At 55.4% G+C, this 18,700-nt stretch carries 26 protein-coding genes and 1 pseudogene; 14 read left to right on the top strand and 13 right to left on the bottom strand.

Features of this window, described 5'->3' with window-relative positions:
- Positions 1 to 158: 158 nt before the first annotated feature.
- Positions 159 to 356, top strand: coding sequence for a hypothetical protein (locus SH527x_RS07230; protein WP_437193981.1), 198 nt, complete (start codon positions 159 to 161; stop codon positions 354 to 356).
- A gap of 135 nt (positions 357 to 491) precedes the next feature.
- On the opposite strand, the pseudogene SH527x_RS07225 reads toward SH527x_RS07230, so the two are convergent.
- The 10 genes and pseudogenes from SH527x_RS07225 to SH527x_RS07180 all read right to left on the bottom strand — a co-directional run.
- Positions 492 to 1,511 (bottom strand): annotated as a pseudogene (locus SH527x_RS07225) (recombinase family protein); the annotation flags it as partial.
- Positions 1,512 to 1,636: 125 nt separating this feature from the next.
- Positions 1,637 to 1,864: a hypothetical protein gene (locus SH527x_RS07220; protein ID WP_437193980.1), complete on the bottom strand. Its 228-nt coding sequence runs from the start codon at positions 1,862 to 1,864 to the stop codon at positions 1,637 to 1,639.
- Between the two features lie 15 nt (positions 1,865 to 1,879).
- Entirely contained in the window at positions 1,880 to 2,191 is a 312-nt protein-coding gene (locus tag SH527x_RS07215) for a hypothetical protein (protein WP_437193979.1), read from the bottom strand.
- A 66-nt stretch (positions 2,192 to 2,257) separates the two neighbouring features.
- A complete protein-coding gene (locus tag SH527x_RS07210; RefSeq protein ID WP_437193978.1) occupies positions 2,258 to 2,467 on the bottom strand; it encodes a hypothetical protein in 210 nt (69 codons plus the stop codon).
- Between the two features lie 114 nt (positions 2,468 to 2,581).
- Positions 2,582 to 3,013, bottom strand: a complete 432-nt coding sequence (locus SH527x_RS07205; RefSeq protein ID WP_437193977.1) for a hypothetical protein — start codon at positions 3,011 to 3,013, stop codon at positions 2,582 to 2,584.
- A gap of 66 nt (positions 3,014 to 3,079) precedes the next feature.
- Positions 3,080 to 3,208, bottom strand: coding sequence for a hypothetical protein (locus SH527x_RS07200; protein WP_437193976.1), 129 nt, complete (start codon positions 3,206 to 3,208; stop codon positions 3,080 to 3,082).
- Positions 3,205 to 3,516 carry a hypothetical protein gene (locus SH527x_RS07195; protein ID WP_437193975.1) on the bottom strand — a complete coding sequence of 104 codons (312 nt, stop codon included), beginning with the start codon at positions 3,514 to 3,516 and terminating at the stop codon, positions 3,205 to 3,207. The genes SH527x_RS07200 and SH527x_RS07195 overlap by 4 nt, the downstream gene beginning before the upstream one ends.
- Positions 3,517 to 3,545: 29 nt before the next feature.
- On the bottom strand, positions 3,546 to 4,130 hold the full coding sequence (locus SH527x_RS07190; RefSeq protein ID WP_437193974.1) for a hypothetical protein: 585 nt from the start codon (positions 4,128 to 4,130) through the stop codon (positions 3,546 to 3,548).
- A 143-nt stretch (positions 4,131 to 4,273) separates the two neighbouring features.
- A complete protein-coding gene (locus SH527x_RS07185; RefSeq protein ID WP_437193973.1) occupies positions 4,274 to 5,902 on the bottom strand; it encodes a type IV secretory system conjugative DNA transfer family protein in 1,629 nt (542 codons plus the stop codon).
- On the bottom strand, positions 5,902 to 6,696 hold the full coding sequence (locus tag SH527x_RS07180) for a ParB/RepB/Spo0J family partition protein (RefSeq protein WP_437193972.1): 795 nt from the start codon (positions 6,694 to 6,696) through the stop codon (positions 5,902 to 5,904). The genes SH527x_RS07185 and SH527x_RS07180 overlap by 1 nt, the downstream gene beginning before the upstream one ends.
- A 574-nt stretch (positions 6,697 to 7,270) precedes the next feature.
- Between SH527x_RS07180 and SH527x_RS07175 the strand changes: the two genes are divergently transcribed.
- Positions 7,271 to 7,822: a helix-turn-helix domain-containing protein gene (locus SH527x_RS07175; protein ID WP_437193971.1), complete on the top strand. Its 552-nt coding sequence runs from the start codon at positions 7,271 to 7,273 to the stop codon at positions 7,820 to 7,822.
- Between the two features lie 203 nt (positions 7,823 to 8,025).
- Here the strand turns inward: SH527x_RS07175 and SH527x_RS07170 are convergent, their stop codons facing one another.
- Together SH527x_RS07170 and mobF are read right to left on the bottom strand one after the other, a co-directional pair.
- A complete protein-coding gene (locus SH527x_RS07170; RefSeq protein ID WP_437193970.1) occupies positions 8,026 to 8,535 on the bottom strand; it encodes a hypothetical protein in 510 nt (169 codons plus the stop codon).
- Positions 8,525 to 11,212: a MobF family relaxase gene (mobF, locus tag SH527x_RS07165; protein WP_437193969.1), complete on the bottom strand. Its 2,688-nt coding sequence runs from the start codon at positions 11,210 to 11,212 to the stop codon at positions 8,525 to 8,527. The genes SH527x_RS07170 and mobF overlap by 11 nt, the downstream gene beginning before the upstream one ends.
- Positions 11,213 to 11,471: 259 nt before the next feature.
- Between mobF and SH527x_RS07160 the strand changes: the two genes are divergently transcribed.
- The 8 genes from SH527x_RS07160 (at position 11,472) to SH527x_RS07125 (ending at position 16,453) form a co-directional block, all read left to right on the top strand.
- Positions 11,472 to 11,939: a hypothetical protein gene (locus tag SH527x_RS07160; RefSeq protein ID WP_437193968.1), complete on the top strand. Its 468-nt coding sequence runs from the start codon at positions 11,472 to 11,474 to the stop codon at positions 11,937 to 11,939.
- An 8-nt stretch (positions 11,940 to 11,947) separates the two neighbouring features.
- A complete protein-coding gene (locus SH527x_RS07155) occupies positions 11,948 to 12,124 on the top strand; it encodes a hypothetical protein (RefSeq protein ID WP_437193967.1) in 177 nt (58 codons plus the stop codon).
- Positions 12,125 to 12,562: 438 nt separating this feature from the next.
- Positions 12,563 to 13,900 (top strand): tyrosine-type recombinase/integrase, encoded by a 1,338-nt coding sequence (locus SH527x_RS07150; RefSeq protein WP_437193966.1) that lies wholly within the window; start codon positions 12,563 to 12,565, stop codon positions 13,898 to 13,900.
- A 506-nt stretch (positions 13,901 to 14,406) separates the two neighbouring features.
- Complete coding sequence (locus SH527x_RS07145) at positions 14,407 to 14,613, top strand: hypothetical protein (RefSeq protein WP_437193965.1); 207 nt, start codon at positions 14,407 to 14,409, stop codon at positions 14,611 to 14,613.
- A 64-nt stretch (positions 14,614 to 14,677) separates the two neighbouring features.
- Positions 14,678 to 14,830, top strand: a complete 153-nt coding sequence (locus SH527x_RS07140) for a hypothetical protein (protein WP_437193964.1) — start codon at positions 14,678 to 14,680, stop codon at positions 14,828 to 14,830.
- A 9-nt stretch (positions 14,831 to 14,839) separates the two neighbouring features.
- Positions 14,840 to 15,460 carry a hypothetical protein gene (locus SH527x_RS07135; protein WP_437193963.1) on the top strand — a complete coding sequence of 207 codons (621 nt, stop codon included), beginning with the start codon at positions 14,840 to 14,842 and terminating at the stop codon, positions 15,458 to 15,460.
- 22 nt (positions 15,461 to 15,482) lie between these two features.
- Complete coding sequence (locus SH527x_RS07130; RefSeq protein WP_437193962.1) at positions 15,483 to 16,277, top strand: hypothetical protein; 795 nt, start codon at positions 15,483 to 15,485, stop codon at positions 16,275 to 16,277.
- 2 nt (positions 16,278 to 16,279) lie between these two features.
- Positions 16,280 to 16,453 carry a hypothetical protein gene (locus SH527x_RS07125; RefSeq protein ID WP_437193961.1) on the top strand — a complete coding sequence of 58 codons (174 nt, stop codon included), beginning with the start codon at positions 16,280 to 16,282 and terminating at the stop codon, positions 16,451 to 16,453.
- Here SH527x_RS07125 and SH527x_RS07120 read toward each other — a convergent pair.
- Complete coding sequence (locus SH527x_RS07120) at positions 16,431 to 16,859, bottom strand: hypothetical protein (RefSeq protein WP_437193960.1); 429 nt, start codon at positions 16,857 to 16,859, stop codon at positions 16,431 to 16,433. The two genes, SH527x_RS07125 and SH527x_RS07120, sit on opposite strands and share 23 nt — an antisense overlap.
- 191 nt (positions 16,860 to 17,050) lie before the next feature.
- Between SH527x_RS07120 and SH527x_RS07115 the strand changes: the two genes are divergently transcribed.
- From SH527x_RS07115 to SH527x_RS07100, 4 genes are all read left to right on the top strand, one after another.
- Positions 17,051 to 17,200: a hypothetical protein gene (locus tag SH527x_RS07115; protein WP_437193959.1), complete on the top strand. Its 150-nt coding sequence runs from the start codon at positions 17,051 to 17,053 to the stop codon at positions 17,198 to 17,200.
- A 35-nt stretch (positions 17,201 to 17,235) separates the two neighbouring features.
- A complete protein-coding gene (locus tag SH527x_RS07110) occupies positions 17,236 to 17,568 on the top strand; it encodes a hypothetical protein (protein ID WP_437193958.1) in 333 nt (110 codons plus the stop codon).
- Positions 17,565 to 17,894 carry a hypothetical protein gene (locus SH527x_RS07105; protein WP_437193957.1) on the top strand — a complete coding sequence of 110 codons (330 nt, stop codon included), beginning with the start codon at positions 17,565 to 17,567 and terminating at the stop codon, positions 17,892 to 17,894. Before SH527x_RS07110 ends, SH527x_RS07105 begins: the two co-directional genes overlap by 4 nt.
- Positions 17,895 to 18,421: 527 nt before the next feature.
- Complete coding sequence (locus SH527x_RS07100) at positions 18,422 to 18,697, top strand: HTH domain-containing protein (protein WP_437193956.1); 276 nt, start codon at positions 18,422 to 18,424, stop codon at positions 18,695 to 18,697.
- Positions 18,698 to 18,700: the final 3 nt, after the last annotated feature.

The following is an 18,700-nucleotide window of genomic DNA, read 5'->3' as shown; positions in this document are numbered from 1 at the left end:
AAGCCCCGATCGGGACGCACTTCCGGGAATAGCCGCATGGCGTAGGTGCCCGTCTTGCTGCTCTGGTCAATTGCCCCCAGTTCAATCACTTCAATGTAGTGTTGAAGAATCTGCAACTGTTCTTCGGGCGTGGCTGATTCCAGCAATTCGCCGATGTCATGCCAGGTGTCGAGGAACGCTTTCGCATCTTCACCGACTCGCTCGACGGGTGCTTGGCGTTTGGCGATGTCAGTCAAACTCTTTTTGACCTGGACTTCCTCTGCCTCCAACCGCTCCAGTTCCGACTGTACGCTTACAAGACCTTTGGCTCCGAAGGATTTGAGCACCTCGATCAGCTTTGTCGATTCGCCGCGTAGCTGAGCCAGTCTCCTGCGGGAAAGGTCCTCCTCTTCGCGAAGACGTTCCGCTTCCCCGCCGAGACAAGACAGTGCTTCTGATACAATCCGGTCGCGTGCCTCGACCAGTCGGCCAATTTGCCCGATACGCCCGATGATGGCCTTCTCCAGGGCAACGGCAGGCAGTCGCGAAGCGCTGCACGAGTATTTCCCGGCCTCGTGGTTCTGGCGGGTGCAGACGTAATAGAAGTTCTTGGCGGTCCGGCCGTGGGCCGATGCCCCGACCATGTGTGCCCCGCACTGGCAGCGAAGCAGGCCAGACAGCAAGTAAACGCGGCCCTTGGGCTTTTTAAGATTCATTCGCCGCTGCGTCGTTTTTCCGATCACCAATTGCACGCGGTCGAATTGTTCTTGCGAAATGATCGGCTCGTGGCAATTGTCGCGGACAGAATCGCCCCATCGAATTTGGCCAAGATAGATGGTGTTGCGAAGAATCCCGATTACCTTCTGTTTGGTGAACAGATTGCCGCCACGAAGTTTGTCGGCCCGTGTGCGGTATGTCGGTAGACGGATGCCAAGGTCACTCAAATGCCGGGTGACAGCGCCCGCTGAGCCAAGTTCCTCGAACTTGTCGAAGATGCGACGAATGATCTCCGCCGCTTCCGGATCGATTTCCAGATTGCCGGGATCGTTAGCCACGGAACGGTATCCGACGATATGTCCGCCATTCCACAAACCCCGGTCGGCGCGGTCACGCATGATTGAGAATGTACGTTCGGCGGTCATCTTCCGCTCTAGCTGAGCGAAGACCATGATGAGTTGAACCATCGCCTCACCGGTGGGCATCGACGTGTCGAACTTCTCACGAAGCGAGATCACATCAACATCGCGGTCGGCAAAGAGTGCCCACAAATCGACGAAGTCTTTGAGGCTGCGGGTAATGCGGTCGAGTTTGAAGCAGATAACGACGTCGATATTGCCTGCGGCAATGTCGCGTTTCAATCGCTGGAGTTGCGGGCGGTTCTGATCTTTTGCACTCTTGCCTGCATCAATGTAGAACTCCAGAGAGCCGACATCCCAGTCCTCACGTCGTTTGCGGGACTCCACTTCCTGTTCGATTTCATGCTCTTGTGCAACAAGGCTGTCGCCTTCGGTTGCCTGACGCTGTGATGACACGCGGACATAACCGGCAATTCGAAGGGGCCGTTGCTCCTTTGATGATTTTTTCTTTCGCACGTTGTCACCACGCTTTCGCTCAAGACTGCTATCAATTTCCCGAAGTCGTTTATTTTAACCGATAGTCAGCCCGCTTCCATGCCTGCGGAGGCCAAACGTGCCAGGACGCTGGCAATGAGCCGCAACCGACTTGCCTCACGTACCGCTGGCGGTGATGCCGCCAGCGGATGCTGGTCATTCGCTGCCAGTGAATCATCCAGCAGAAAGAACGCACGGACGGGAAGCCGCCGCCGTTTACGGCCCGGCGGCTTGTTGGGATTCTTGTCCCTTTCCTTATCGTTGTGCTCAGACATCGTGATACCTCACTTCTATCCGTCCGCCTGCAAGGCAGGCAGGTTGTCATTGTCATGTCGGGGGCGAAGGCCCTCCTGCTGAAAACGCAATAGCTCCGCATGCGAGATGGTCCACGCCAGGTAGGCTCCGCGTCCGCTATCTTTCTTGCGAGCAGTAACACGGCCACTGCGGCACCACTGACGGCAGGTATAGGTCGAACGCCCTACGATCCGGGCAAACTCTTCGATGCTGTACCACTGCCGGGCCTGCTGGCCCTCAACCAATGCGGCAAGCATCTGTTCGATACGGGTAAGCCGCGATTCCAATCCGGTACTGTCCGTTTGCATGACACTCTCCTTAGGCGAAGGCATCAGGCAGAAGTCTTTTCTGCCTGATGCAATCAACCATTTGCTCTAACGTGCAGACGCTGACGGAGCGTCGAGGCTGCTTGACCGTCCTGTGCCGCCCGTCTTTCCAAGAAGGGGCATCAGGACATGTTCAACCACGGCCCGGGTTGCATCGGGTTTGTCTCGCAGGTGCGCTGCGATCCGCTGAAAGCCACACCAGGAAAGAAAGCAGGCGATGCCCAGCATGCCCGCGAATAGAAATACGACTACGACCATGACACTCTCCTTGAAGCATGAAGAAATGGGACGGCAGCAACACGCTGCCGCCCGATCTGAGAAATCTGTTAAACGACCAATCAATAGCTACACCCCGATCAGGCGATCCGGCCATCAGACGATCCGGCGTTTGATGCCGAGCAAGGAAAACAAGATGGCCCCGAGAACAACCAACGCCCCACCGAGGAACGTCATCGCCATCGAGTTGCTGGTGGTCTGATCGACACGGGCTTTCAGGCCGCCAAGTTTGCCCGGCAGTCGAATCTCCACCGGAATGGAAGGTGCCGGACATTGTGTAGGCGCGGCTTCCATTGCGAGCATCTGCTGCCATCGCGGTGCTTCGGCGAGCGGTGGCTGGAACATCTGCCCACCTGTCATCGCCCCTGTCATTGCCGTTGTGGCCAATGGCAACTGAGGCGGGACGTTCGCAGGAACCCTCACGAGGGACGAACAGGACGGGCACGGGCGGGACTTGCCCACCAGATACTCTTTGGCAGAGATCTTCGTGCCGCAATACTGACAACGGAACTTGATGCTTGTGTGCATGATGCACTCCTTCATGAAATGGGAAACAACGGAACGTAGGTGAAAGAAAATCAGACCGGCGTAAGGTCACTCGCGTTTGTAAATCTCCCGGCAAACCAGAGCGGTCACGCCGGACGTCATGACCATCAGCAGCAACACATCGAGCAGCAGGCTAATGCGGGTGATGGTCTCAAGGGACATTGAAAAATGATTCATCGTTCTTTCTCCTGTTGGGTTTCGAGTTGTGAGGCGCGGGAAGCGTAGGAATCGAGTTCCGACTGATAGGAACCATGGACCGTACCCAAATCCTGCGTCGTCATTTGCGGCGTAGGGTTTAGGGGCGTACCCATCTCAGACATATGTTCCGGCTGCCCGAAATATGCCTGATGGAGGGTGCCGCGAATGTCTTTGATCGCTTCGCGGCCCATAGCTTTCAGCTCAGCCGAAAGGGACGGTTGTTCCGCCGCCCATTCGGCCCGTTTGGCAAGCATCTGTTTCCAGATGCCGTCCTGTTCTTCTGACATGGCAGTTACCTTTCAAAAAGAGGAAGGGATTAGAAACGTCCAGACTTATAGGTCTCGGCGAGGTAGCGTTGCTCGATTTCCGCGTCACGCATCTGGCGGAGTCGGCGGCGGTTGGCCTCAACCATGATTGCCTCGGTAAACATCACCGAGAAAAATCCGGCCATGATGTACAAGCCAAGTGGCTGGTTGAACTGTGCTATCACCCCGCCTACTGCAAAGCAGATGAAGGCATCAACGCCCCTGGCGTTCAATTCCGAGACACGCGGAAACAGACGCCTGGAAAGCCATGGCGTGCCGTTGTAGCGGCTGTGGATAGCAATCCCTCGACGCCAATTGCTGAACGATCTGATCCGTTGAAAGATCAAAGCGACCAGCCACAGCAGGAAGAAAACAAACATGGGAATGCAGTTGGCATAGGCTCCCCAGCTCAGCATCATCACGATGGTGCCAAGGCCGCACATGCCGATGCCTTCGCTCCCAAAATCAGTCCGCAGAAACACGGTAAAGCTAAGTGAGTGGGCATGGGCGAGAAGATGCAGACCGTTGAACGATCCTGCCATCGTGATGCGGTCGCCCGGTGAGGTTTGTTGCTGTGGTGAATGTTGCGTCGTCATCTTTCGGTTCCTTGTAAAAGTGAAAAGGTGTTATTGGCTCGATGGATACGTATTGTCAGCGCGAGGCATGGAAACCACCTTCCAATGTCGTGGTATCCAATGTCGTAGTTTGTGGGGCGTAATCTGCCGGGAGCGAAGTGATGTCAGCCAGGCGTTCGTTGGTCGAAGCTGGTGGCCAGCCAGTTCGCACCACCGGCAAATGGCTCACCGCTTCGAATCACAAAACAGTCGCACACAAAACCGTTGGCGGCTCCGCCCGTGCGAAGCCCGTGCATGAAGGCATTGGGTTGTAAGATGGATTCAAAATGCTGCGAGAAATTGCCGCTGTAGCGGCTGGCTCCCATCAGGTCGTCGTACATGCCTTCACTTGGTGTCATCGACCCACCGGTGAAGGTCTGTAAGGATTTACCGATAAGGCTGCTGGCCCAGGTGGCGGTTTCAATATCGCCCAATGCGTGCAGCAATTTGGTGTGGAAATTTGTAAGTAAACTGTCGGCCTGATGACGTCCCGCTTGGCCGGAAAGCGCCGCGTAGTAGGCATGAAGCGACTGAGTGAGAAAAACCATGCAGCCACGATGCGACCGGCACTGGGCGATAGTGTGGGCATCAAAGCTATTGACGAATTGCTGTGCCTCGTCCGCCCAGATCGTAACCACATTTGATCGCGAGTCGGCCACTCGCTTGAGCAAGGCCTTCTGGCTGAGATACTTCCAGCCGCCTGCAACGAAGAGTCCAATGTCGCCCCATTCGGACGGAGCCATATCGATCAGCACCCACTTACCGGCAAACAAATCGTCAGGCGTTACGTTGGTGGTGGAACTGACCAGGTCGCGAACGATCCCGGTATTGAAGGTATGCAAGATACCCATCACCCCGGTCATGATCGATGACCTAGTTTTGTCCGCCATGAACACGAACTCGTTCAGCCAATATTCCTTGGCCAGTTCGAAGTCATGTTGCTCAATCGCAGTCTTGGGTTTCTCCCATGCTGCTTTCAGGCACTCATTGTGAAATCCTGCAAGCCATTCCTCCGACGTGAATTGATTCGCAGATGTAGCAGCACCCGTAATAAAACGGTGCAGGTCCGGGGCACCGACGCGGCCGGTGGCCAGTTTGACCACCTCAACCGCGTTATAGATCATCCGCTGTTGCTCTTTGTCCCAGAAGTCAGACGATTCGCGGCCGTCCGTATCGCTACTGCCAAGTGTTTCTCCGATCACTGTGATGCATTTGGTGATGTTGCGTGTATGGCCGCCCTGAGCCATTTCGTAATCCAGAAAGTTAAACCTGAGCGGGGAATCCGGTGAGAAAATCAACAGGTCCTTTGACCTTCCCGCCGCCGCGAAAATCTTTTCCCACATCGCCCGGTCTTCGCCTGGCTTGGCAGCGAGAATCAGGCCGCCGCTACCCGGCAGCCGTGCGAGCGCATTCGCCAGCACCTTGCCGCTGGACGATGTCTTGCCTGATCCCGTCCGGCCGAAGATGGCAACACCGCCATTTAAGAGATCGCGAACCGTAAACTGGTCGCTGTCATTCCACGCAAACAGCACCCGGTCCAATCCGTCCGGTGACCGTCGGCGTTTGTAACTTGTGGTGCCGCGACGCTGCTTCGGCATGACGCCAAGCAGCATGAGGACAAACCCACCACCGCCAAGCAGGAGCACTTCACTGCTAGGATTTGGGGAATCAAGGCAAACGATGGCGGCACTGCCAAGCAGCACCAGGCCGATGCCCGCAAGAACCACACCGCGAAGGCTGTAGTTGGTATCCATTACGCACCTCCTTTCTTGGCTTTATCTTTCATGACGGCTGAAAATGTCTTCGCGTCGAGCGATTGCTCGCGGGCTTTGCGGGCTTCCTTTTGCGCGTCGCCGAGCGCCTCGATGAAGTCGTCGAGCGATAGTTCCGCACCGGAGACTGCGATGGAAACGCCCGAAGGCAATGGACAGAGGATGCGTTTCATCCGCACTTGCCGTGTGTCTGACGCCTTCGGTTTGCGGACACGCTTGGCCAGTTCGTCGCGGGACGTGCCGGAGCGTTTGAGGGCCAGCAATTCAGCCTGCTGGTCAGTTCCGGCCCGGCTGATTTCGTACGTCGTGGTGATGCCGATCTCGCCTGAGGCCAAGGCCTGCTGCACTTCAAGGATGCAGCGCGAGGCGGAGAGGTATTTGGTGACGGTGGACTCCGCCAGCTTTAAGTGACTCGCCAGATCCTTGTTGCTCCAACCGGGATTGAGCCGGAGCAGTTCCTCGCAGGCTTGCCATTTCTCAGCGTCAGTAAGGTCTGCCCGGTGGATATTCTCCGCCAGTTGGAAAATGCGAAGCTCCGTCTCGGTCATCGGCTCATCGGAAACGACAACCGAAAGCTCGGTAAGGCCAACGAGCTTTGCCGCCCGCAGCCGCCTTTCTCCGGCGATCAATGTCCCGTCAGGTCGGGCCAGTATTGGTTGGAGCTGTCGGACTTTGAGGGATTCGCCGAGTCTGCGCAGTTCCGACTCATCGAATTGTTTTCGGGCCTGCGAGCCCGCCTTGAACCAGGTCAGGGGTTTGGTGGCGAGGGTTGCCATTGGAGTATTCCTTATTGAAGTATTGAGAAGGGTTTGATGGATTCGGGTAGCTGCTTCACAAGAACGATCTGCCCGTTCATGGAAAGCGGCAAGAACGATGAGCGGGCGTATGTCGCCGCAAGATGCTGGTCAGCAATAAGAAATGTCCGGCCAAGCACAGTGCCCAACGGTTCCTCAGCCAGTAAAGGCAACAGAGAAATCGCAGATATCGACGTCTTCTTTGCACGCCGCAGGGGCAAATCGAGCAATGAAGTGATCGCCCATCGGCCACGGAGTCTTGGTTCTTTTGATCTTTCGATTGAAACGTCTGGATGCCGATCCGAGCTTTTTCGTCGATAGGCATCGCACCGTAGAATTCGTTTGCTACCGAGTTCTCGTATCCGCAGGTCGCGCTTGGTAGAATCCATTGATTGCGACTGCATGGCCACTCTGAACCGGGGCAGCCGTTTTGTGGTCGATTGAGTCTCATGTCCCTCTCCCAGATAAGGTTTTCATTCACTTGGAGAATGGTAAGCTGGCGTGCTGGAAGGGTTTATCCCTGTTGCCCGCAAGTTGGCGCAAGTTGGAAGGTCACATGGCCAATAAGCGATCGGTACAACCGGATGGGGACGCAGTGAGGCAGGCACGGCTCGCCAAGGGCTGGCGCACGGAGGATCTCGCCCGCCATGCGGATTGCTCACTTAGGACGGTCGAGAACGTCGAGCGGAGCGCAGACGTCTATGCGAACACCCTGGCAAGCATTGCGCTGGCGTTGGACGTCGCCTTCAAGACGCTGCTTGCCAAAGCGGAGACCGTCTCGCACGCGAACGACATGGTGCGCACGAAGGCTTCAATCATCATCTCCACACATTCCGATGATCTGCCAACTGCGGAGCAGCTAATCGCGGAGTTGACCGAACGCGTACCGCTCGTAGACGAGGTTGCGATCGGCACAACCCAGATGGGGCATTTTCCGACCGCACCTGATGGCGGTTTACTTGTCAACCTGACAGTGACGTATCGCGACGCGCGCGAGTTGGCTGCCAGATTGAAGACCGGCGACCTTGGTGCGCTCGATATCCGCGCTTTCTCAGCGCCGGACTGCTGGATATGGGTATTCTCCCTGCCTCCTGTGGAGCCGGATTAACGGAGAAGCCCCGCACCGTCACATCTGCGATGTCGCTGGAGTGGGAACGACTCGCTGGCACAATGGCCCGCTAAGGCTGTCGTCTTGGGAAATTGTACAATGCCGAAAATAATTGAATAAAGATCTATCTGGAGATACTACACGGCCAGTCTTAACAATGCGTTCAATGTGGCTCGCCGCCACATGTGCAAATCTCTGAGACTTTAGGTCACGAACGCTGGAGCGTTCTGCGCGAGCCATTCCTTGATCGCCTCATGCGACTCAAACTCAGCGATCTGAATGCTGTCAATAGTCGGCGAGTTCTCGTCGACCTCTGCTATGTCCGCTTCACTCATTTCCCGGACAAAAAGCACGCGATGGCGTTGCAATCCGGCACGGATCAAGTCGACGCCGCCGCCCTCTATGCGGCAGTCCAAATTGCTGCCCCGAATCAGCACCAAATAAATAAGATCGCCTGAGAATTTGATCAGTAGCCCCTCGGACGGATCGAACTTCCACGTCCCCAGCCAGCTATAAGGAAACCAGACGCTACTTCCATGCTGTAAGCGAAACTCAATGGCGCTCGCACGCTCATGCAGACCGCGAAGATAACCGAAGGCCGGGCACGCTCCTTCGCCCTCGGACTGCGGCTTCTTTCCCTGAAGTGGCATTCTCCCCGACAGATGCGGATTGCTGGAGAGCCGGTCGGTATGTGGAGTCATATCATCGTGCATGGTCTTGCTCCCTTGTCGGTCGCTCTGGAGGCGTTGGGCCTGGCGGCGTTAGCTCCGGACTTACGCCGGTTCTCGCCCCTCGCCTGCGATTGGCGAAAAGTTTGGCCGGGGATGTTTTTGCCTTGGGGCTTTGTTCAGCCAATTCCGTCGCCGAGAGAGACTGGTCGGCTCGTGATGCTGCGTTAAGCAAACCGAGATGGTCGTCGGTGAAAATTACCGCCTGCTCTTTGCCACGCGTAATTGCCACATAGGCTGTACGCTGGTCTGTTGCCTTCATTGATTCGCTGTCGATGGCGACAAACACTTTGTTCACGGTCGCCCCTTGGCTGGCATGGCTGGTAGTGACGTAGCCGTGGGCGATATGTCCAAAATCGTGGTCTATCACCCATCCGTTGGTTAGACGGATATCGCCCGTGACTGTAAAACCGGCGACATCGTAGAGCGAGCCGTTGCTAAGTCGGTGCTTTTCGTCCTTGGTCTTGCCTCCTGCCGTGATGCGAATGCGATCTCCCATTGCCAGTGCCAATGGTCGGGCTCGGTACACTTCGAATCGGTCCGCAAAACTGGTCGGCGGCAAAACCGTATCCGTCACATCCAGCCGATCCCCCTTGGTAAAACCTTTCGCGTTCTGGTGGAACACAAGCCGGTCGCCTATCTCATACTCCGATACATCTGATTTTTGTGCGTCGGTCAAATGGGCAGCCACATATGTGGTAATCATTCGTTCGTCCGAAAGTTTTCTGTCTGCTTTAAGACTTTCACGAACCGTATGCGTCACCCGCGCTGCCTCAGCATGGGTCGGCGAGACTACCAGGGCGGTCTTATGCGTGCCGTCCTTTGTCCGTTCCTTGACTGCCGCCAGATAGGCGGAAGCGAGCTGCTGATATCGCTCGCCATCACCGACCTGCCTGATCCATTTGAGCTTGTCCAGTTCCTCAAATGCAATGCCGACACGCCCTTGACTCAAATGCTCGGCAACCTTCTTGTAATCTCCTCCCTGACGCAGGATCTCTGTGACCTCGGCAACCGGTAGGCCACTACGGTCTTCAAGTAGTTTGAGCGGTTCGCCAGCGGTAACGCTCTTATGCTGCCTACGGTCTCCAACGAGGATAACACGAGCGGCAACAGCATCTGCGACCGTAAAGATGGCATGCATATCCCGCGTGCCGAGTTGGCTTGCCTCATCGACAAGAATGACACCATCTCTCGCGGATTGCTGCATGTCGGTATCGACCAGAAAACGAGCAACCGTATCAGCGGAAGAAAATCCCGCTTCCTCCCGCAGTACCTCACGGCTCGCTTTGACGGATTGAGCGATGGCAACGACTGGCTTTCCTGCCTCGGCAAGTGCCTCGCCAATCTCCTGCTCCAGTGTGGTCTTGCCGGTACCGGCGACACCGCGAATAACCATCACGCGGTCGCGGGAGCCGAGCACATGGCGCACCGCAGCTTTCTGGCCTTCATTGAACCAGTCACGAGTAAAGGGTCTATCCGGCTTGCCAAGCGGCCTGCACCGGCCACGGCCATCTCTTGCAAATCCCACGATCTTCGATTCCAACGAGAGCATTTCGCGGGTTGTTGCCATGTCACGCCCATCAACCTGACTACGAATTAGCGGACGACCAGCAAGTTCGGCGGCCGTGCCTTCGACGTTCACGGTGCCAAGTCCCCGCTTCAAGGCCTCGGTCATCAACTTTCGCTCAGGCACGACCGCATCACGCACAAAGCAATGGTCGATCGCATGTGTCACTGCACCTCGCTGCCCAGGCTCAAAGAAGACAGGTGACGTCTCGCGATTGAACACCCCGGAAATCCAGTCACGTTCATCACTCGACAAGCGGCTCAGCCACTCTTTGCGAAGCTCGGTCATAGAAAGGTTTTTGCCTTTGCTCTCCCGGGTTTCTCTGCCAATTTCGGCTTTACGGTCGGCATCGGTAATACCCTTTTCGCGCGCCGTCTCTTCGATCAGTTCCGTCCGGCGGGAAAACCGCTTAAGCACATCAATGGGCATGCCCGCAATTTCAAAATCATCGCGTTTGCGGACCACACCAAAGCCAAGGTCTTGCAACCGGTTCGCCAGCCTCACCCGAAACGCCGCCTGGAAATAGGGAGCATCACGTTTCAGTTCGCGGAACTGACCGGCCTTCCAGCGTTCTTCTTCTGTGTCCCAGGTGCTGTTGAACACAAAACAATGCGCATGGAGTTGCGGGTCGGGCACACCATCAACGGGACGCGACGTCGTGTGGATGAATTCAGCCCAGACCATGTTGCCCGTGGTGCGGTTGGTATCCTGGCCACCCCGCCTAACGCGGGTTTTCATCTCCGTTTCCATTTCAAGCATCGTCTCGCGCGTCGCTTCGCGAAATGCCTCTAGCATGTCGGCATCTTCGGTCAGGCCATAAAGTAGTGATACAGATTTGGGAACAGAGAATGTGAAATCGTACCCGACGGTACGCTCGGCGCGGGTTCGCACAGTAAGTGGCCGGTTCGTTTCAGGATGCAGATTATCGCAAAGACGCTCGAACGCCTCTTTGCTCACTTCACCGGAAAGACCAAGTCGCTGCGCACCCTTGCCACCCCACTGACCGATCATCTCTTGACCGTCCACGTAGTAGTCGGCACTGGCATAGTAGCGTTTGGCACCAGCAGCATGTTCTTGTTGGGTTACTCGAATCATGCTCTGATTTTATCATGGCACAGAATGATTAACGCTTTGTTAATACATTCATGCTCTCGCGCACTCAGAGCCAGTTTGCTGGGATGGCGTTCGCTTCCATACCACTGCCGCGTCATCGCAACATGACCGCCATATGGATGACGACTCTGCTGTTTTTTCAGGAAAATGGAAGAATTTTTCCTTCGGGTGCCTCCAGACACCTGGTTTAGATCAAAGAACGATTCGGCCTGCTGTTTTCGTGTGACACCGGGCAACGCTCATGGTAGGTCAGGTCAGTCTTTTGCATTTAATATTCAAGGACCCCATGGCCACTGATTCGCACCCGAGAGCAACCGTAGAGTCGCTCGAAAACGGATTGCTGACGCTAAGAGCAAATTCCCGAAAGACAGGTATTGATGGTGACCGTCATTTGCTTACCGCTTTCTCACTTGTTTTTGCATGTGCCATGAATGCGATTCAGGAAGAATTTGCGAAACATGATTCATACAACATTACCCCAGAGTCTGGTTTGTTTCGCCTAGCTCAAAAACAAGGGCTCGTTCAGTCGCAATCGAGATGGGAGACTTACCGTAGGCTTCACGAAATCATCGAAGACGACAACCATCCGGACTTCGCAGCTACCATTGCACGATACCTGCCAGCATTCACGCTTGATGTGGAAATGTTGGGCATAAGTATTCGCAACAAACATCGCTCAGCGGATTCGGCACATTCTCCAATGGAATGACCCTCAACATGACAAAAGACCGCAAGTATGATGCACTTGCAAACGCCGCGTTCACGCTTCTTGGCCTGGATGTCAGGGAATCAATGCCGATCGGCCAGCGTTGGCGGCAAAGCACCTTGCTGGATTCGTACGGCAGCTCGATGGCTACCAAAGGGGAAGGATGTAGAGAGCGGGCGGACCTGTAACGTCGCCTCCAATGGACCCAAGACGGGCCGCTACTGTAGAGCAGTCAAACATGATGGAGAGAGGCAAAGCATGGGTAACGAATGTGAGGAGAGGGGGGGGCAAAAGGTGACAAGCTGTTGAAAAGGCGTTATGCCGATGTGATTTAGCACATAAATTAGCACAACACAGGTCACGGACGAAAAACACATATAAACATCAAGCGGTTGTGCAAATTACAATCAGGCTCATAACCTGAAGGCCGCAGGTTCAAATCCTGCCCCCGCAACCAAAATAACGGAACAAAACCAGTCGGTTGCAGATTTCCGAAGCTTGCCCAAATGTCAAAAATAAGGGTTTTTCGCCTAGCACATCCCTAGCACACATTTGCACAAATAATAGCTATGTGTTTGAAATGGTGGTAAAATCAAACTTGTACGCAATTAGCACAAGTAGGATGCATGCCATCACATATCGTTCAAGGCGGAAAGGTCAATATTTACAGGCGAGGCGAGGGGAAGGTCTGGCAATGCTCGGCATCTGTCGGTAGTACGCAGTTTCGCGTGAGCACCGGAGAGACCAGCCTTGACCTTGCAAGACAATTCGCCGCCGATTGGCTGCTCACGCTGCATGGGAAGAACCACGCCGGTATCCTGAAAACGGGCAAGACGTTTGAAGCCGTCGCAAGCCAGTTTATGACGGAATATGAAATCATCACCGAAGGACAGCGAAGTCCACGTTGGGTGGAAGGACACAAGATTCGCCTGCGACTCCATCTGGTCCCGTTCTTTGGCCATCTTCGCATCAGCGAGGTAACGTCGAGCAAGGTGCAGGAATTCCGCGTGCATCGCATGTCATCCCGCGTCGATCCCAAGACCGGTGAGGCAAAACGCCCGGCACGCAGTACGCTTCACGATGAGATCGTGACGCTGCGGCAGGTTCTTAAAACCGCGATACGCCATGGCTGGCTCTCGCACCTGCCTGATCTATCCCCTCCGTACCGGACTCAGGGGAAGATCGTTCACCGGCCATGGTTCAGCCCCGCCGAATACAAACAACTCTACGAAGCCACGCGTGCATACGCCGCCGAACCATTTAACGCGCACCACAAATGGAACGCCGAGCAGGTGCATGATTACGTGCTGTTCATGGCCAATACGGGCCTCAGGCCTGATGAAGCCAAGAATCTTCAGCATCGCGATATCGCCATTGTGATTGACGATGCAACAGGCCAGCGCATTCTTGAAATCGAAGTTCGCGGCAAACGGGGCGTTGGCTACTGCAAGAGTATGCCGGGTGCCGTCAAGCCGTATCAGCGACTGCTGGCCCGACCGCTGCCCGGCCTACCGCAAGGGAAGCGGGCAAGACGCCGCCGTTCCCTGCGAGGCGAACCCCTGGATCAGAACGAGATCATCTATCCGCAGCCTACCGACCCGGTGTTCCCCGGCAATCACATTAAGCTGTTCAACAACCTGCTTGAACGTGAAGACCTGAAACTCACCCGCGACGGTCACCGTCGAACTGCCTATAGTCTCAGGCACACGTACATCTGCATGCGTCTGATGGAAGGGGCCGATATCTATCAGGTCGCCAAGAACTGCCGCACCAGCGTCGAGATGATCGAAAGATTCTACGCTGCACATATCAAGAACACGCTGGACGCAGCAGCGATCAATGTCCGGCGGGTCGGTCCTGCCAAGAAGTCGAAGCCGGAACGGCGAAGTTATCCAACCGCCAAGCCCTATCGAGGCTCCCGCTCTGCCAAAAAGCCGTATGGCGATGGCGATCCACTGGAGTGATGCATCACAGGTGAGGAAGCTCACCGTATCCGGGCCAGTCACTCGCTGACATGGCCTTGACGGGGCCTGCCCCCGAAAACCCCACGAACACCTAAAGGGGTTTCACAGCCGAACGGCTATTCCTCCAGTCTCTTTTGCATCACATTTACCGATCATCGCCATCTGCTGGCATTACGTTTAAGACAGGTGCCTCTTCCCACCTCCTGCGATTCCCATCGTTCCTCTCGGCTATTTCTGGCCATTACCAGCAGGTTTCATCCGGTTGCCTGCCAGTTGGTTTCCGTCACATCGTTATCTGGTCGCAACACACGGCCTTTCTGATGGACACGCCTAAAGCCGTCGTCGTGCCGCTCAAGCAGAAAATCGGCTCCCCCTGAAGGTCTCCCCCAATTTTCTACTTGCCCGGTTCGCAAACGCTCGCTTCGCCACGAACTGGTCCGGCTTTCCTGAGGGTGTCATCAGGCCGCGATGGTCGCAGCCAGCACTAAATCGAAAGGAAATCCCACATGACTGACAAGAAATCCGATTCCGCCAGTAAAGGTCCAAGCCACGTCGCCTACCAGGTGCGTGATCGCGAAGGGGCCAAAGGCATCTGGACCCGCATTGGCAGCGTCTGGCCACATGGCGACGGCAAAGGCTTCAACATCCAGATCGAATGCGTGCCGCTCGATGGCCGCATCACCCTTCGCATCGCAACCGAGAAGAAGGACTAACCGCACAATCTCATGCCGGGCGGGCAATCAGGCCCGTCCGGTCAACCAGATAAGGAATCTTCCCATGACACACTCTTCATCACTCCACGCCCGCGTCCGCATGCTTGAACTGGCAAACATCCTCGAAAACAGTTGGAGCATCGAGTTCGATCCGCATTACGACGATCTGGAACGCGAATTTGCCGAGCTTCGCTTTCATAACAATCACGCAGCGTAGGAGGCAAACATGACCCATTTCGCCATAGGTATCATTCTTCCAATCGACGTTGCCGATCCCATTTCTCATATCGCCAACCTGATGGAACCGTACTTCGAGCATTCGGACGCAGCACCTTACGTCTGCTACTCGCTGAAGCAGGCGGCACTGGACATCGCACAGTCCATCCACCGGTTGGAACAGATCATCAGCCGCAAGGAATCTTACTACGACATCGAAAAATGTCGCCAGCAACTCACCACGCTTCGAGAGATGACGCCTCAGGAAAAGTACGCTGAGTATCTAAAGTACCACGATCGTTTCAACGAATCAGGCGAACCGATTTCAACGTACAACCCGGACAGCAAGTGGGACTGGTATGTCATCGGCGGCCGTTGGGACGGTTGGATCAACGACCAAAAAGCGACGCATGAATCGCTTACTGCGAACACGGCTCTGACAGAGGTAGCAATTGCCAGGAACAAGATTCCCCACGCCATCATCACTCCACATGGGCAGTGGCATGAACATGGCCGAATGGGTTGGTTGGCCGTTCTCATCACCGAAAATGAGGACTGGGAAAGCGATGCCACCGAGTTACTGACTCAGTATCCGAACCACAACATTGTCATCGTCGATGCACATATTTAACAACACTGAAAGGAATCAATCAATGAATCAGCACACATCACAGCACGGAGTAATCAATCCCTTCTATGCACGCCGCATGGGAAAACGGAATGCAACGAGGCCAAAGAGTCTCTTGGACGAGGCGTGTGACCAGGCCGTTTTTGCCAGGCTGCCACTCGCTCCACGCAACGGAAGTCCCGTTCCGCACCTAACCAGCCTCTATCACTTCCATCGTGCCGGAGACTATGGTGATCGCAGCTATCCAGGCAATTGTGGCGGCAATCTGATCAAAGACCTGCTCAGCTATTTCAAGCCCGGTATGGTGTTTGACCCCATGACGGGTTCGGGCACCTGCCGAGACGTTTGCGATGAAATCGGTATCCCCTGCATGTCGTTCGACATTCATACGGGTTTCGATGCGTGTGACCCGGCAGAGTTTCCAGGCCCGGACAGCTTTGACTTCATCTGGGCACATCCGGCCTACTGGCGGATGAAGCTCTATGCCGACGATCCACGGGATTTGTCACGCTCACCCACACTGGAGCATTTTCTCCGCCGCTATGGCCAGTTCATTCGCAATTGTGCCAATGCCCTAACCCCCAATGGCAAGCTGGCCATCCTGATGGGCGACTATAGCGACCGTGATGAAGGTTATGTCCCGCTGACCCATCACACAAAGCGTCTCGCCTTTGCGGCAGGCCTGAGCCAGCACTGTACCGACATCATCCGGTTCAGCCACGGAGCCAGCAGCAGCAAGAAAGTCTATCGCTCGTCTTTCATTCCCGGACTGCACGACACCTGCATGATCTTTGAAAAACCACAAACCAAAAGGAGCTAACCATGAAACATTTCCGCATCAGCGTCGATATCGACATCACCTCCCAGGATGGTGAGCAAGCCGAACGCCGTGCGTTCCTGCTGTTCTCTGATCTTGAGCAGCGACCATGGGTAAAGGAAATCCTGCCCAATGGCATCCAGGAACGCCGTCCACTCACTCCAAGTAAAGGGGGGTGACATCATGGCCGAATCCGCGCGCTCGCCAAAGTTCATCTTCGCCGCCGACCTGATCCAATGGGACGGTTGCTTCTATGGTGATCTGGGTTGATCTGGCGGTATTCGTCGCTGGCACAAACGGGGAGGCATGACCCTCATGCATGATGATGACTTCTGGGACGATCTGTTCCATGGCTGCGCCTTCGCCGCCTTCATCGATCAGGCCGTATGTGAAGGTGGGCCACCTGACCAGGAAGCCACCCGCCGCCGGGCCTATGCGTATTACGAACAGGAACTGGCAGCGAGGAACCGTCGAGACCGGTAGCTTGCGTTGTGCCGCTTCCGTGATGATTTCGCCGTCGATTCTCAAACGACCGGAATGATGCGGCTGTCGCATCTTCTCTACCAGCTTTCCATTACCGGCCACCTGCGGTCTTCTTCTTGCGGGGGCTTTAAGCCGCCCATCATCGCCTGCAAGCTGCCAAGGCCGCTTTCCGGTGGAAGCCTTCGGCCTTTCGCTTGCAGGTTCGCGTAAACGCCGCTGACTTATGGTCGGCTTGTCTTTGCCCCCAGAAGGCCGCATGGAGTGGCCTGAAACGTAAAGACAAGGAGAATGCCATGCCTACCATCCTCGATCTACCTCTGTGTGACTCGACCGACTTCCTCGACTGGAACCCGGACGAAATACGCGACCTCGTCGGTCCGCCGTCCAGCCGTTTCGATGACGAGTGTTTTGACGACGCAATCTATGGCGACCGCTTCGCGTAAGCGGTCTGCCACATCACAGCGAAAGGAGTCGCACCATGACAAGCACTGCAAACATATTTTACGCTCCGTGGAACCTCTGGTTTGATCGCGATGGCACCGAGGATTTCGGCATCATCGTCGATTGCAATGACGAACCGATCGTCAGCAGCCGAGAATGCCAGACCTGTTGGCTCCCCGAAGCGGAAAGCGACGATGTTCCTGACCTTGTCCACCAGTTGCAACTGATGGCCTCGGCACCGCGACTGCTTACAGCACTGAACCATTGCCTGCGGATACTTGCCGACTATGACGAGCATCCAGGCGAGGAAGGTGACATCTACCGGGAAGGACTTGCTGTCATTTATGAGGCGACAGGGAGGAATGTATGAGCGATCACATCATCGAGATCACCGAAGACGAATTCGACCAATGGTTCCCGCTGGTCCCGAATCATCTGAATCCCCAAGCAAGCTGGACTATCGGTGATGGCCCCGGATGCCTCTTTGAAACCTACGGTGAGGAACTGGAATTTGTCCGAGGACAGGACATCCGGTTTGTCTGGACGCTCATCGATGGCGATGATGGCGACATGTACTTGGTAAGCGGCTTTCATCGCGTCAACCGGGTTGGTTATCTCATCAGCAGCAAACCAATTCCGGAGGGCAACTTTATACAGGTGCATCTGCCGATGCCGACTGTCGAGAACGAGCTATAAATAGCTCGGCTCTGAACACCGCAAACGCCCCACTCGCGATACGGCATTCGTGCATCATGAGAACGTTCAGCAACGGAGTGACAACCTCTCCGAAATAACGATCTCATGTAGTGGATCAGCCAACGATTCCGAATCCGGCAACAGGTCGGATTCGGCTGCCGCAGTCCCTGAAACGGCGAGTCTTGTGAGCCGCCAGCAGAAAAGCATCATCAGGCGTTATGATGCTGTCAGAAGTCTCCCGAAACACCGTCAGAATACTGCATGAAAGCTGAAGAGTGAAAAGGCGGAATTCTGCGCAAGAAAAGTAATCAAAAATGTTCAGGCGTCTTCCCTATGCACAGCATAGGCTGGATTTCCCGGGGAAATCCGCTGTTTTCCACGGGAAAACGCCTATCTCGCATTGCTTGTTGCGCTCTCCTGCGATGGCTGGTAACAATCGGAATGGCCGCCATTCGGCCCTGCCCATCCTTGACAAGTCTATCACGCGCGGATAGACCAGTACCAGCCACACTTTGGAGACCTTGCGCATGCGCTATCACCAGACCATCGAAATTCACCAGCGTATCGAGACCGTCCTGCAACTGATCGAAACGGGCGAATATTCGACGCCAGCGCTGGCGGACGAAATCGGGGTTTCCGTCCCAACGATTTCCAGAATCGTTGCCGCCCTTCGTGAACGCGGCCACTACATCCAGGCCGAACGCACCAGCAAGGGCTGGCGGTACGTCCTAGAGGAACCTAGAGGAACACCGGCAATGACAGAGCGAGACCTGACTAATGACCAAGCCAATGAAATAGTATAGACG

The organism is Planctomicrobium limosum, assembly GCF_051465645.1.
In the GTDB taxonomy this organism is placed as follows: domain Bacteria; phylum Planctomycetota; class Planctomycetia; order Planctomycetales; family Planctomycetaceae; genus Planctomicrobium.
The sequence above is the reverse complement of the archived record's forward strand: the minus strand, read 5'-3'. Positions and strand labels throughout refer to the sequence as shown.

Excerpts from the sequence above, each read along its gene's own strand:
- SH527x_RS07190 (WP_437193974.1), bottom strand. The coding sequence starts at position 4,130 with ATGACGACGCAACATTCACCACAGCAACAAACCTCACCGGGCGACCGC.
- SH527x_RS07170 (WP_437193970.1), bottom strand. The coding sequence starts at position 8,535 with ATGCACGATGATATGACTCCACATACCGACCGGCTCTCCAGCAATCCG.
- SH527x_RS07210 (WP_437193978.1), bottom strand. The coding sequence starts at position 2,467 with ATGGTCGTAGTCGTATTTCTATTCGCGGGCATGCTGGGCATCGCCTGC.
- SH527x_RS07150 (WP_437193966.1), top strand. The coding sequence starts at position 12,563 with ATGCCATCACATATCGTTCAAGGCGGAAAGGTCAATATTTACAGGCGA.
- SH527x_RS07200 (WP_437193976.1), bottom strand. The coding sequence starts at position 3,208 with ATGAATCATTTTTCAATGTCCCTTGAGACCATCACCCGCATTAGCCTG.
- SH527x_RS07160 (WP_437193968.1), top strand. The coding sequence starts at position 11,472 with ATGGTAGGTCAGGTCAGTCTTTTGCATTTAATATTCAAGGACCCCATG.
- SH527x_RS07115 (WP_437193959.1), top strand. The coding sequence starts at position 17,051 with ATGCCTACCATCCTCGATCTACCTCTGTGTGACTCGACCGACTTCCTC.
- SH527x_RS07140 (WP_437193964.1), top strand. The coding sequence starts at position 14,678 with ATGACACACTCTTCATCACTCCACGCCCGCGTCCGCATGCTTGAACTG.
- SH527x_RS07145 (WP_437193965.1), top strand. The coding sequence starts at position 14,407 with ATGACTGACAAGAAATCCGATTCCGCCAGTAAAGGTCCAAGCCACGTC.
- SH527x_RS07130 (WP_437193962.1), top strand. The coding sequence starts at position 15,483 with ATGAATCAGCACACATCACAGCACGGAGTAATCAATCCCTTCTATGCA.
- SH527x_RS07125 (WP_437193961.1), top strand. The coding sequence starts at position 16,280 with ATGAAACATTTCCGCATCAGCGTCGATATCGACATCACCTCCCAGGAT.
- SH527x_RS07180 (WP_437193972.1), bottom strand. The coding sequence starts at position 6,696 with ATGGCAACCCTCGCCACCAAACCCCTGACCTGGTTCAAGGCGGGCTCG.
- SH527x_RS07110 (WP_437193958.1), top strand. The coding sequence starts at position 17,236 with ATGACAAGCACTGCAAACATATTTTACGCTCCGTGGAACCTCTGGTTT.
- SH527x_RS07155 (WP_437193967.1), top strand. The coding sequence starts at position 11,948 with ATGACAAAAGACCGCAAGTATGATGCACTTGCAAACGCCGCGTTCACG.
- SH527x_RS07220 (WP_437193980.1), bottom strand. The coding sequence starts at position 1,864 with ATGTCTGAGCACAACGATAAGGAAAGGGACAAGAATCCCAACAAGCCG.
- SH527x_RS07195 (WP_437193975.1), bottom strand. The coding sequence starts at position 3,516 with ATGTCAGAAGAACAGGACGGCATCTGGAAACAGATGCTTGCCAAACGG.
- SH527x_RS07230 (WP_437193981.1), top strand. The coding sequence starts at position 159 with ATGCCAGGTGTCGAGGAACGCTTTCGCATCTTCACCGACTCGCTCGAC.
- SH527x_RS07185 (WP_437193973.1), bottom strand. The coding sequence starts at position 5,902 with ATGGATACCAACTACAGCCTTCGCGGTGTGGTTCTTGCGGGCATCGGC.
- SH527x_RS07215 (WP_437193979.1), bottom strand. The coding sequence starts at position 2,191 with ATGCAAACGGACAGTACCGGATTGGAATCGCGGCTTACCCGTATCGAA.
- SH527x_RS07100 (WP_437193956.1), top strand. The coding sequence starts at position 18,422 with ATGCGCTATCACCAGACCATCGAAATTCACCAGCGTATCGAGACCGTC.
- mobF (WP_437193969.1), bottom strand. The coding sequence starts at position 11,212 with ATGATTCGAGTAACCCAACAAGAACATGCTGCTGGTGCCAAACGCTAC.
- SH527x_RS07205 (WP_437193977.1), bottom strand. The coding sequence starts at position 3,013 with ATGCACACAAGCATCAAGTTCCGTTGTCAGTATTGCGGCACGAAGATC.
- SH527x_RS07175 (WP_437193971.1), top strand. The coding sequence starts at position 7,271 with ATGGCCAATAAGCGATCGGTACAACCGGATGGGGACGCAGTGAGGCAG.
- SH527x_RS07105 (WP_437193957.1), top strand. The coding sequence starts at position 17,565 with ATGAGCGATCACATCATCGAGATCACCGAAGACGAATTCGACCAATGG.
- SH527x_RS07135 (WP_437193963.1), top strand. The coding sequence starts at position 14,840 with ATGACCCATTTCGCCATAGGTATCATTCTTCCAATCGACGTTGCCGAT.